Below are 12,003 nucleotides of genomic sequence, written 5' to 3'. Positions count from 1 at the left end.
TCCACAACGCGTCGTAAAACTTGAATGGCTTACAGTTATATTGCTGATAGTCAACTTTTTTGCAACCTATTCATTTGAACTGGAAACCTTTCGGTTAACCCGAATGATCTCCTTAGCAGTCTTAGTACTCTATTTTCTGTTTCATAAACGAGTAAAGGGTTTATTGCTGGTTATGGCCTTTGCATTTTTTATGAGCAGAGAGGTGGGCTACCAATTTTTTGAAAGCCTGTGGGGAACCGAATGGTATATGGCTTCGGCAATGCTTGGCTATCTCTTTCTTTTTTTAGATCGTTTGCCTTTCATCAAATATGGCTTTAGCATTTGGATCATAGTTCTGGCGCTGATTTTAATAGCAGCCACACTTACTATTTTAGTGACCTTGGGGGAATTAGCCCGGCCGAATTTAAATTCACACGCTGAACTGATTTTCTTCTATGGCTATGGTATTGCATTGATATTTCTCATTCTGGCCGCCTTTTATTATAATCACGTGCTCAATAGTACGCGTTCTTTACTGTATACTTTTATGGTTTTTGGTTTTATGATGTCTGATATCGCAGCGTGTTTAGCTTACTACAATAAAGTCACAAGTCTATATTATGTAGATCGTGGATTTTTCATTTTAAGCATGGCGATGTTGACGCATTTTGGGTTGAATCTTCACGGTGCCAAACGCGAACGTAAGGATTTAAAAATGCTTCGTTGATTTTTATTTTTCTGATTATCAGAAAATTGTATATTTAATACGTTTTTCAGCGTTATCAAAAGTTCACTGAATTCAATTCAGAGGTATTCTTAGGATGTCACCCCAGACATTTCAAGCTTATCAGCGATAACTGAAGAACATTTCCCCGAAAAATGATATTATGAGTAATTCTCGTGTACACCACTCCATTGTTCGGCAAGACCTACAGCTCAATAAACTCATGTACTACGCACTTTTGCTGGCGGCCCTAAACTTTTTGGCCATTAGTTTGTTGCCTACGATTCCTATGCGTAGCATCAGGTTGCTAACTACAGTGTTCTTTTTGACCTACTATAGTTTTTTCATCGTAGGTAGAAACAGATATGTACTGGCGATTCTACTCTTACTTCTTGTTAGAGATGTTTTTTATGTGTTCTATTGGCAAGGTAATGCTGCTTATTACTTTTTTCTGTTCAGCATTCTGAGTTATGGCGTTTTGTTGTTGAAACAATGGCGGCGATTAGCTAAAATCGAATTTATAAGTCCGTCTCTTGTTGTAGGAGTATTGTTAGCGATGGCGTTTATATACTTAATAACTTGTCTTAAGGATATTATCGCCCCGGGATTGGAATCCACTGGCGTTCTGTTGATATTTTATGTTTTTGGATCATTTATAGTGGTTACTTTACTTTCGGCACTTTACTATTATTATCGAGTGGGAAGCCGGCGCTCTATTTGCTTTGGGTTTTTAGTCTTCAACTTGATGGTTACCGATGTTGCCTTCACTGTAGCATACTATACAGCCTCTTACAATATGTATTATCTTGAGCGCTTGACTTACATTGGCGCGCTAGTACTTTTATTACATTACGGATTAAACACCAAACTTCTCAATCGCGAACTTCAGAACAGCTGATAAACAATGTAAATCCAGCAAAAATAGTCCGTAAATTCTCAAAATATTTTGTGACTTTTTCAGAAATAGAAAAAAAGTAAAACGCTTTTTTTTTATGTAAATTCGCAAGCAATTAAAAATGCTCATGCTAGAACGATTAAACTTTATAAAACAACGCTTTGACGAAGTAAGCGACCTTATAATTCAGCCAGATATCATCAGTGATCAAAAACGCTATGTAGAGCTGAATAAAGAATACAAAGATTTACGCGCACTTATGGATGAGCGCGAAAACTATATTAAGCATACGCAGCGTATTGAAGAAGCCGAAGAAATTATTGCCGATGGGAGTGATCCTGAAATGACCGAAATGGCAAAACTTCAGCTTGAAGAAGCTAAAGAGGCTATGCCAGCCTTGGAAGAAAAAATACGTTTTATGCTGGTACCAAAAGATCCGGAAGATGCTAAAAATGCCGTTATGGAAATTAGAGCAGGAACCGGTGGGGACGAGGCAAGTATCTTTGCCGGGGACCTGTATCGTATGTATATGAAATATTGCGAGAGCAAAGGCTGGAGAACCAGTACGATTGACTATAGCGAAGGTACCAGCGGTGGTTATAAAGAAATACAAGTGGAGGTAACCGGCGAAGATGTTTACGGAACTTTACGTTTTGAGGCCGGAGTGCATCGCGTACAGCGTGTACCGCAAACTGAAACGCAAGGTCGTGTACATACCAGTGCGGCTACCGTTATGGTTTTTCCGGAGGCTGAAGAGTTTGATGTAGAAATTGATCCTAAAGATGTACGTATAGATTATTTCTGTTCGTCTGGTCCAGGTGGTCAGTCGGTAAACACGACCTATTCTGCTGTGCGTTTAACACACGAACCAACCGGTTTGGTGGCGCAATGTCAAGATCAGAAATCACAACATAAGAACAAAGAAAAAGCATTTAAAGTATTGCGTTCGCGTCTATATGACTTAGAGCTTGCTAAAAAGCAGGAAGAAGATGCAGCAAAGCGTGGTTCGATGGTAACCAGTGGTGACCGAAGCGCAAAAATACGTACCTATAACTATCCGCAAGGAAGGGTTACTGATCACCGTATTAACTTAACGCTTTATGATTTGGCTAATATTATTGACGGAGATATTCAGAAGATAATAGACGAACTTCAGCTTGTAAGCAACACTGAAAAATTAGCCGAAGGCGGAGATCAAATTTAATTTTCCAAATTACTAAAATACATAGTTTTGAACATCAATACCCTTGTTGAGCAAATCAAAAAAAAGCAGTCTGTTTTATGTGTAGGTCTTGACACAGATCTTGATAAAATCCCAAATCACCTGCTTAAGGAAGAAGATCCTATTTTTGCGTTCAACAAAGCGATTATTGATGCTACACATTCTTTTACCGTTGCTTATAAACCTAATACGGCGTTTTACGAGGCTTATGGTTTAAAAGGCTGGGAGTCGTTAGAAAAAACGATAAATTATTTAAACGAGAAGCATCCTGATATTTTCACTATTGCTGATGCAAAACGCGGAGATATCGGGAATACTTCTAGTAGATATGCAAAAGCTTTTTTTGAAGATCTAGGTTTTGATTCAGTGACCACAGCGCCGTATATGGGCAAAGATTCCATAGAGCCTTTTCTGGCTTTTGAAGAAAAATTTACCATAATGCTCGCATTAACGTCTAATCCTGGGGCTTTTGATTTTCAAACACAGCAAATTGAGGGAACTGAACTCTATAAAAAAGTACTTGCGACGTCAACCACTTGGGAGCATAGTGAGCGCTTGATGTATGTGGTAGGAGCAACAAAGGCTGAATATCTGGCAGAAATTCGTAATATTATTCCTAATGCCTTTTTGCTAGTTCCGGGCGTGGGTGCGCAAGGCGGAAGTATGGATGAGGTTTTTAAATATGGAATGAATAACAAAGCAGGACTGCTCATCAATTCTTCCAGAGGAATTATCTATGCTTCTTCTTCTGAAGATTTTGCTCAAGCAGCAGCTACCGAAGCGGAACGTCTTCAAAAGCAAATGGCATCGCATCTGGCAAAACTCAGCTAAACCTGTATTTTTGACCTATGGTAGATCAATTAGGTCGTGAAATAAATCTCAAAAACACTCCTAAACGTATTGTTTGTCTCGTTCCTAGTCTCACTGAATTATTGGTAGATTTAGGTTTGAGCGATCAATTATGTGGTGTGACTAAATTTTGTGTGCATCCTGAAAATCTCAAAGATCTAAAAACTATAGTTGGCGGTACCAAGTCTATACACATAGATCGGATCACAGCCCTGAAGCCTGATTTTATTCTTTGCAATAAAGAAGAAAACACGCAGGAAATTGTTGCGGCTTGTGAACAAATCGCTCCGGTTTATGTGTCAGATATCAATGACTTTAATGCTTTTTACACTTTGGTTAGTGATCTGGGAGTGCTCTTAAATTGCCAACCTAAAGCCGAAGCTTTAAATAGCGCTGTTAAAAATCGGTTTGCTCAATTTAGAAAGCACGTGCTTACTGAGCCTACTCGTAATGTGCTTTACCTTATCTGGAGGAATCCTTTAATGGCTGCCGGAAGAGCCACCTTTATAAATATTCTCTTGGAAGCTTGTAAGTTTAATAATGTGATCATTGAGCAGGATTCACGATATCCTGAAGTAGATTTGGAATTGCTTAAAAAAGCAGATTTTGTATTGCTCGCTTCAGAGCCATTTCCGTTTTCTGAAAAACATAAAGCTGAATTTGAAAGCAAATTAGAAGCGCAAATACTTTGTGTAGACGGCGAATATTTCAGTTGGTATGGAAGTAGGCTTCTAAAAGCTTTTGATTATTTTGAGCGTTTGCTGCTCGAGATGCATTAAGCCGGCTTAAAAGTTTTAGTTGAAATCAACTTAAAATTTCACAGCGAGTCTAGGGTAAAATCTTAGAAAGCGCCGATAAAGAAAAAGCCGCCCAATTGGGCGGCTTCGTGTTGTTAATAATCAAGAAGATTAAGAACCGTAACCCGGGTTATTATCTCCAATTAGATCATTGGTGTCCATTTCATTTTGCGGAATAGGTAATACCAAACTAGGGTCGTTATACGGCAAGCCGTCTACGTCATTTTGCGTGCGTTTTAAATCGTGAAGCAAGAAACCTTCAAAAGCCAATTCTAATTGACGCTCTAAAAGAATATCTTCTTGCGTCAATGGAGCACTAACAGTTTCGGCACCTGCTCTTAAACGCAATAAGTTAACATCTTCTGCCGGAGTTTGTCCTACCGCAGTATTCTCCATAATGTTGCCTTCAGCACGAATTAAGTACATTTCAGCAAGTCTGAATATGGCGATGTTAGCAAACTGATTGGTGTATTTTCCGGTTAGGTTATCACCATAATCACCTATGTAAGTAAAGTTTGCACGCTCATCATCAGCATCTGGAAATAGCGCAAAATACGCCGGATTTAGCACGATGTCACCACCACGACCACCATTGTCTTGAGAAGCATAAAAGGTGATTAGGTCACTATCCCCTGTTTGATTAGTAACTTGAAAGTCAAATAGATCCTCAGAAGAATCAGCGTCGTTGTTGAAAGCGTCAGCAAAGCTTCCGGTAAGTGAAGCTCCGCTATTTTCAATAACATCATTGGCAGCATCTCTGGCAGCGGCATAATTTTGCATTTGTAGATAGACTCTTGCGCGTAACGCCTGAGCAGCGTATCTATCAGCAAATATGTCATTTGATGCAGGTAAATTGGTATAGGCATCTTCTAGATCGCTTAAAACTTGCGCATAAATTTCTTCTACACTAGCGCGTTCTGCAGGCAAAGGTTGAGAATAGTCTTCGTAGCCAATTAAACGTAAAGGCACACCAGGTTGACTGTTTGTAGTTCCTGCTTCGTAAGGCAGTCCCCAAAGTCTTACCAATTCAAAATAGCTCATCGCTCTTAAGAATTTTGCTTCGCCTTCTATTTGGGCACGATACGCATCACTACTGGTGATCACGTCTAGATTATCGATTATCAGATTGGTTTGATTGATGATTTCGTAATTATTAAACCACGTGTCACGCACAAAAGTATTGTCTACTAAAAGACTCTTTTGAATCAATTGGCGCGGCGCAAGAAAGGTTCCAAACCAGCTAATCTGGTCAGAAGCTCCAAGCAAATCTGCCATTATCTGTATATCTCCGCCAAAACTTACACCTTGACCTGCTTCTTCGTAAACTCCTAATAAAAGAGCGGCAATATTTTGTTCAGAATTTAAAGCTTGAGATCCGTCAATACTTTGTTCGGGATCAATTTCGAGATTGTCATCGCAGCTAAACGTAAAAACTGCGATAAACATTAATATTGAAAATTTGTATAAATTATTCATAGTCTGTTTTTTAAAATTTCACGTTAAGTCCTACAGAAAATGTTCTTGCCGGCGGTACCGAGTAAAAAGCTTGGCCTACACCACCTGCATCGCTTCGTGCTTCAGGATCGTAACCTTCATAATCTGTGATGGTCAATAAATTAACGCCGGTAACATAAACGCGTATTTTGGTAAATCCGTAACGCTTTATTATTTCATCCGGAATGGTATATCCTAAGGTAGCGTTACGTAATCTGATAAAATCATTTTCATCTAAATAGCGGGTAGATTGTGCAGTTCCGTTTCCACCAAATAAACGTGCTTGTGGAACATCTGTTATATCACCCGGTTGCTGCCATCTGTCTGTATATTGGTCCAACGTTTGGTTGTCAAAATAATCTGCACTGGCTGATTGAAAACGGCCACCACCATTATAAATAGCAGAACCAAATTCCCCTTGAAATGTAAATGATAAATCTACATTCATAAAGTTGATGGTATTGGTGATACCTCCATACCATTCAGGAAACGGATTCCCCACAACCACACGATTTGCCTCGTTAGGGTTGTTGGTAGTTTCTCGGTTTAAACTTCCGTCTTCGTTCGTGCTGTTGATGTAGTACAAGCCATCTCCATTGTCAGGATCTACACCTGCGTACTCATACATATAAAATGCATTTACCGGTTCTCCTACACGCTGAATGTTTTGACCGCTTACAATATCATTGTTGTTATTAGGTAATGAAAGGATCTCGTTTTTGTTGTATGCAGCATTAAAACTTGTGCTCCACTGAAAACCTTCGGTCTGAATGATATCTGCATTCAATACAAATTCAAAACCTTTATTTTCAAGTTCGCCAATATTGCTGCTGATGCTTGAAGCTCCAGAACTAGGGATCAGAGGAACGTTGAATAATAGCCCGTCAGTATTTTTGTGATAGTAATCAACCTCTCCTGAAATTCTTCCATTTAAAAAGCCGAATTCAATACCGAAGTCAGTTTGAGTGGTGGTTTCCCAAGTTAAATCTGGGTTACCCGGTTGGCTTAATGAAATACCGGGACGCTGGTTATACGAAATCGCACCAAATAAATATCTAGAAGGGAAATTACCAATATCTGCGTTACCGGTTTTACCCCAGCTACCGCGTAGTTTTAAGTAAGATAAGGTTTGTGAGTCTTGCAAAAAGCTTTCTTCTGAAATCACCCATCCTGCAGAAAAGGCGGGGAATACTCCGTAGCGCTCGTTTGCACCAAAGCGAGAGGAGCCATCACGTCTAATACTAGCCTTTAATAGGTATTTATTAGCGTAGTCATAAGTAGCTCGCGCAAATAATGAAAAGAACGCGTTTGCCGAGCGGTTACCGCTACCAGCAACAATATCTGCCCCGCCGTCTACGGTTTGAAAATCATCAGATGGAAACTGGTTTGCTGTAACACTCTCGTATCTACGGGTTGTTTCATTAAGTTCTGTACCGGCAACAAGCCCTAACGTATGTAAATCTCCCAATTGCTTATCATAGCTTAAAAATCCTGATACAATGTAGTTTTCAGCATTTACACTGCTCGCAAATACTTCGCCATTGGTTGATTGAAATGGTGCATTTCTACCGGTAAAGTTATCTTCGGTCTGGTAATAAAGATCGTAAGCAAAGTTTCCGTTAATCTTTAAGCCGTCTAAAATCTCGTAATCACCAAAAGTACGCCCATTTACTCTGCGTATGATGGTGTTGTAAAATGCATTTTCTTCTTGAAGTAAGAAGTTAGGGTAAATCGTGTTTGCATTAGGAGTGCCATCTTCATTGTACGCCGGGGAAATATGCGGTTGTGCAATGGCTTGAAGCGGTGTCACAAAAGCATTGTCATTGGCGATACGATCAATATCTGAACGTGAATAGCTCAAGTTCATACCTATGTTAAAACGATCGCTAAACTTATGAGTAATATTGGTACGACCATTAAAACGTCTTAATTCGTTTCCGCGAACAATACCTCTGGTTTCATTTAAAGATCCTGAGAAGAAATACGAAGTTTTCGCATTTCCGCCGCTCATTGAGAAATCGGCATCAGATACATAACCGTTTTGAAAAGCAAGATCTTGCCAATCTGTATCAACGGCACCATTTCTCCAATCAGTGCCCGCAGCTAGAAAGTCAAAAGTACCTTCAATATATTCAATAGCAGAAGCTTCATCAGCAAAAGAAGTTCCTACTGCATTGATAGCAGCCTCTGTAAATAACTCAATATATTGTGCTGAGCTTAACCAATCTCTCGTATTTGTAGGCTCGCTTAATCCGTGGCTCAAATTCACCGAAAATTCAGCTTTACCTTCTTTACCGGTTTTAGTGGTGATGATCACAACACCATTTGCTCCTCGTGAACCATAAATCGCAGCAGAAGAAGCATCCTTTAAAATTTCGATAGACTCAATTTCATTAGGGCTAATCGATAATAAGGGGTTGGTAGGAGCGCCATTGTTGGACTCGTTAGCATTGTATAGCGGGATCCCGTCTAATACATAAAGAGGCTGTGTTCCGGCTGAAATACTGGTAGCGCCTCTAACGCGTATATTTAAACCACCTTCAACTTTACCGTTAGTTTGAGTGATCTGTACACCGGCAGCTTTACCTACCAAAGCACTCTGGAAGTTAGAAACCGGAACTTCATCAATGTCTTCAGCACTAAGCTTAACAATGTTGTCTGTTAAAGTACGCTTGCTCTGAGTACCATATCCTACAACAAGTACTTCGTCTAGTTCATCTGTGCTAGCCGCCATCGTAACATTGTAGGTTGAGGTAGTCGTGATGATGACTTGTTGATTTTGAAAGCCTAAATAGGAAAAAACAAGCGTTTCACCTTCTGCAGCACTAATGGAATAATTTCCGTCAAAATCGGTTTGTGTTCCGGTTGTGGTGCCTTGAATGGTAATGTTTACGCCAGGTAACGGTAAGCCCTGATCGTCGGTTACGGTACCTGAAACTGTTTTGGACTGAGCAAAAGAAAAGTAGCAGGTAAGCATCATTAAGATGCTAAAAGAAAATAGTAATTTTCTATTCTTCATATTAAAGGGTTTAAGATTATAATTTCGCGTACCAACCCTAAAAATGAAGTGACAACTTTTAGGGGAGGAGTGAAATTGTCATTATACGATGCTAAAATATTGTAATGAACCCCTTAAAAACGTTAAATTAGGTTAATTTAACACAGATTGCGTCAGTTTAAAATATTGTGAGAATTTGGAAGTTTGCGAAAGTCTGAATTTTTATACTGGTTTGAAACCTTAAAATGAAAATTTGGTAAAAATAGATGGTTAAAATTTACTTTATAGCAAGTAGATTTTGCCGAAAACGTTAACTGTTAAAATAGCAATGTTTTTGGTGGTAATTTATGCTTCAATGGGTGTAAGGAACTATTCCCCGTAATTTTGTAGTCGGATGCTCTCTGTCTCATCAGCAGTTTTAAAAACGTCCCAGTTTTTGCCCTGTGTGCGGCGTGCGCCTAAAATATTGGCAAATTGACCAGCCTTGATGGGGTCGTCATATTTTGCAAAACCATAGGCTAAGCCACCGGCAAAACTATCTCCACAGCCTGTAGTATCTACAACTTTGTCAACTTTAACCGAAGCGATCCAGTCTTTTTTGAGTTGGTTGTCCTGCAGAGAATAAAGAATGCATCCTCTGGAATCCATAGTAACGTAGAAAAACGACACGCCTCTTTTCAAAACGTGTTTGGCAAGATCGTCGAGATGTTCGGTTGCGTTCTCGTCATAGATTGAAGGGATCTCGTGCTCATACTCATTGGCAAAAGACATACACTGCGATTCTTCTAAATTCATTTTTAGAACATCAATATAGGGTAGCCATTCGTCACGATCTACCCAAAATTTGCGATGCCGATGCCCCTTGACATCCATTGCGGTGGTTGCACCGTGCGCATCAAACACGATCGTTGCATCGCTGTGTTTTTTTATATGTTTTAAGGTGCTAAGGCTGATTTCAAAATCGGTGATGGGCACAAATACAAAAACCGCTGCATCCAGATGTTTTTTAATATGCTTCGGGCGTATGGGATTCATACAGGCCAGCTGTTTTTCTTCCCGATTATTTTGGTCTTTAAAATCAAGAAGAATCACGGTGCCACTGTCTTCTTTGGTGTTGATTCCGCTAAGATCAATATTTTTAAAAGGAGCAAATTCCGCGGTGATTCCTGCTTCATCTTTTTTATGCATATTGCTCACTGGAACAACGACACCTTCAGCATCTAAAAGTTTGGCTAACGCAATTACAGGATGTGTAACACAACCGTAGCGCATAATTACATCGTTTTCGTAAGTCGAAATCGTATCTCTCGGAATAGGTCCGGCGACAACTATTTTTAGCGGATTTGCCATAAGCTTCTAATCTTGTAGTGCGAAAACTTTTTTAAGCAGCGTAGTTGTGCGGGCAGAAAAATCAGTTCTTATTTCTTTTTCTTCTACAGCGATCATCGTATACACGCCTTTTAAAGCTTCTTGTGTGACATAATCGGTAAGGTCAGGATTTACGTCATTGGTTAAGGGTAGTGCATTATATTTAGTGATGAGATTACTCCAGATTTGATCTGCACCTACTTTGCTGAAAGATGATTTGATCACAGGATTAAACTTATCATACAATTGGGTGCTGGTTTTGTTTTGTAAATACGTGGTTGCCGAATCATCAGCTCCCAGCAGTATTGTTTTTGCATCGGCAAATGTGATGCCCTTTACTGCATCAACAAAAATGGGTGTTGCTTCACTCACGGCGTCTTCAGCAGCACGATTAAGTACTTTAAGACCTTCATCGGCAAGACTGCTAAGACCTACATTTCTCAAGGTTTGATCCACTTTTTGCAATTCTTCCGGGAGTAAGATCTTTACTAAACTATTTCCGTAGAAACCGTCTTTTTGGGTGAGCTTGGTTACTTGTTTTTCAATACCAAAATCTAAAGCCTGGCGTAAACCACTGGCAATTGTAGCATTATCAATACCCGTTTGATTGGGTAAATTATCAACCACAGATTGTAATTCGGCACAACTGCTTAATATTAATATCGAAAGTAGAGCAACTAGTTTTTTCATAGTGTTAAGTTAGGCTATTCTTGAAGATTTAAAAAATGTGCTTTAGGAGAAAATCACTGTTTTATTACCAAATACTAGTACTTTATGTTCCACATGCGCTTTGATGGCTCGAGCTAAAACAATCTTTTCTAGGTCCCTTCCTTTCAGAATAAAATCCTGAACAGAATGCACGTGAGACACACGTACGATCTCTTGCTCGATAATAGGCCCTTCATCAAGATCTGCCGTCACATAATGGCTCGTTGCGCCTATGATCTTTACCCCGCGTTCAAAAGCAGCGTGATAAGGTTTTGCACCAATAAACGCCGGTAAAAACGAATGGTGAATATTGATGATCTTGTTTTTAAACTGTGCGACAAATTCATCAGAAATGATTTGCATATACCGCGCAAGTACGATCAAATCTATTTGGTGCTCTTTAATCGCTGCGATTTGTTCTGCTTCAGCTGCTGCCTTTGTAGCTTTGGTCACCGCAATATGTTTAAACGGAATTTCAAAACGCTTGGCTACGATTTCCAGATCAGGATGGTTACTGATGATCAGCGGGATTTCAACAGGTAATTCACCCGAAGCATAACGCCCGAGTAGATCGTACAAACAATGATCGTATTTAGACACAAAAAGCGCTAAACGCGGTTTGTAATGCGCATCAAAAAGTTGATAGGTCAATTGATAATCATCTACAAATTGCGCAATAAACTGCATTTCAAAATCGGCAATGCTAAATTCTTCTTGATCAAATTCACTTTCAACACGCATAAAGAAAATGCCTTCTTGGCGATCAACGTGCTGGTCGAGATAAACGATATTTCCTTGACGTTCAAGAATAAACTGCGTGATGGTAGTCACTATACCTTTACGATCCGGACAATTGATTAAAAGTGTAATTTTCTGCATAATTTGAAAACTTGGTTGGTTGATTTTCAACGTACAACACGTAGATTAACGCAACGCTAAGCTAGAAAATAAACCTTCAAATTATAATAT

General features: G+C 39.4%; 10 protein-coding genes. 5 read left to right on the top strand and 5 right to left on the bottom strand.

Going from position 1 to position 12,003, the window contains the following annotated elements; translation table 11 throughout:
• The first annotated feature begins 172 nt into the window (after positions 1 to 172).
• The 5 genes from LDL79_RS04440 to LDL79_RS04420 all read left to right on the top strand — a co-directional run bounded on the left by LDL79_RS04440 (position 173) and on the right by LDL79_RS04420 (position 4,448).
• Positions 173 to 706, top strand: coding sequence for a hypothetical protein (locus tag LDL79_RS04440; RefSeq protein WP_139248998.1), 534 nt, complete (start codon positions 173 to 175; stop codon positions 704 to 706).
• Between the two features lie 160 nt (positions 707 to 866).
• Positions 867 to 1,601, top strand: a complete 735-nt coding sequence (locus LDL79_RS04435; RefSeq protein WP_225599319.1) for a hypothetical protein — start codon at positions 867 to 869, stop codon at positions 1,599 to 1,601.
• A gap of 124 nt (positions 1,602 to 1,725) precedes the next feature.
• Positions 1,726 to 2,802 carry a peptide chain release factor 1 gene (prfA, locus tag LDL79_RS04430; RefSeq protein WP_072983865.1) on the top strand — a complete coding sequence of 359 codons (1,077 nt, stop codon included), beginning with the start codon at positions 1,726 to 1,728 and terminating at the stop codon, positions 2,800 to 2,802.
• Between the two features lie 27 nt (positions 2,803 to 2,829).
• On the top strand, positions 2,830 to 3,651 hold the full coding sequence (gene pyrF / locus LDL79_RS04425; RefSeq protein ID WP_225599318.1) for an orotidine-5'-phosphate decarboxylase: 822 nt from the start codon (positions 2,830 to 2,832) through the stop codon (positions 3,649 to 3,651).
• Positions 3,652 to 3,668: 17 nt separating this feature from the next.
• Positions 3,669 to 4,448, top strand: a complete 780-nt coding sequence (locus tag LDL79_RS04420) for an ABC transporter substrate-binding protein (protein WP_225599317.1) — start codon at positions 3,669 to 3,671, stop codon at positions 4,446 to 4,448.
• A 129-nt stretch (positions 4,449 to 4,577) separates the two neighbouring features.
• On the opposite strand, the gene LDL79_RS04415 is transcribed toward LDL79_RS04420, so the two are convergent.
• The 5 genes from LDL79_RS04415 to purU all read right to left on the bottom strand — a co-directional run bounded on the left by LDL79_RS04415 (position 4,578) and on the right by purU (position 11,913).
• A complete protein-coding gene (locus LDL79_RS04415; RefSeq protein ID WP_225599316.1) occupies positions 4,578 to 5,942 on the bottom strand; it encodes a RagB/SusD family nutrient uptake outer membrane protein in 1,365 nt (454 codons plus the stop codon).
• Positions 5,943 to 5,952: 10 nt separating this feature from the next.
• Positions 5,953 to 8,979, bottom strand: a complete 3,027-nt coding sequence (locus LDL79_RS04410; RefSeq protein WP_225599315.1) for a SusC/RagA family TonB-linked outer membrane protein — start codon at positions 8,977 to 8,979, stop codon at positions 5,953 to 5,955.
• Between the two features lie 348 nt (positions 8,980 to 9,327).
• Positions 9,328 to 10,308, bottom strand: a complete 981-nt coding sequence (locus LDL79_RS04405; protein ID WP_225599314.1) for a carbohydrate kinase family protein — start codon at positions 10,306 to 10,308, stop codon at positions 9,328 to 9,330.
• A 6-nt stretch (positions 10,309 to 10,314) separates the two neighbouring features.
• Positions 10,315 to 11,016, bottom strand: coding sequence for a DUF4197 domain-containing protein (locus LDL79_RS04400; RefSeq protein WP_167598013.1), 702 nt, complete (start codon positions 11,014 to 11,016; stop codon positions 10,315 to 10,317).
• A gap of 42 nt (positions 11,017 to 11,058) precedes the next feature.
• Positions 11,059 to 11,913 (bottom strand): formyltetrahydrofolate deformylase, encoded by an 855-nt coding sequence (gene purU, locus LDL79_RS04395; RefSeq protein WP_225599313.1) that lies wholly within the window; start codon positions 11,911 to 11,913, stop codon positions 11,059 to 11,061.
• Positions 11,914 to 12,003 lie beyond the last annotated feature (90 nt).

The sequence above is a fragment of the Leeuwenhoekiella palythoae genome (genome assembly GCF_020310025.1).
GTDB classification, from domain to species: domain Bacteria; phylum Bacteroidota; class Bacteroidia; order Flavobacteriales; family Flavobacteriaceae; genus Leeuwenhoekiella; species Leeuwenhoekiella palythoae.
The sequence above is the reverse complement of the archived record's forward strand: the minus strand, read 5'-3'. Positions and strand labels throughout refer to the sequence as shown.

Excerpts from the sequence above, each read along its gene's own strand:
- LDL79_RS04440 (WP_139248998.1), top strand. The coding sequence starts at position 173 with ATGGCCTTTGCATTTTTTATGAGCAGAGAGGTGGGCTACCAATTTTTT.
- LDL79_RS04435 (WP_225599319.1), top strand. The coding sequence starts at position 867 with ATGAGTAATTCTCGTGTACACCACTCCATTGTTCGGCAAGACCTACAG.
- prfA (WP_072983865.1), top strand. The coding sequence starts at position 1,726 with ATGCTAGAACGATTAAACTTTATAAAACAACGCTTTGACGAAGTAAGC.
- LDL79_RS04420 (WP_225599317.1), top strand. The coding sequence starts at position 3,669 with ATGGTAGATCAATTAGGTCGTGAAATAAATCTCAAAAACACTCCTAAA.
- LDL79_RS04415 (WP_225599316.1), bottom strand. The coding sequence starts at position 5,942 with ATGAATAATTTATACAAATTTTCAATATTAATGTTTATCGCAGTTTTT.
- LDL79_RS04410 (WP_225599315.1), bottom strand. The coding sequence starts at position 8,979 with ATGAAGAATAGAAAATTACTATTTTCTTTTAGCATCTTAATGATGCTT.
- LDL79_RS04405 (WP_225599314.1), bottom strand. The coding sequence starts at position 10,308 with ATGGCAAATCCGCTAAAAATAGTTGTCGCCGGACCTATTCCGAGAGAT.
- LDL79_RS04400 (WP_167598013.1), bottom strand. The coding sequence starts at position 11,016 with ATGAAAAAACTAGTTGCTCTACTTTCGATATTAATATTAAGCAGTTGT.
- purU (WP_225599313.1), bottom strand. The coding sequence starts at position 11,913 with ATGCAGAAAATTACACTTTTAATCAATTGTCCGGATCGTAAAGGTATA.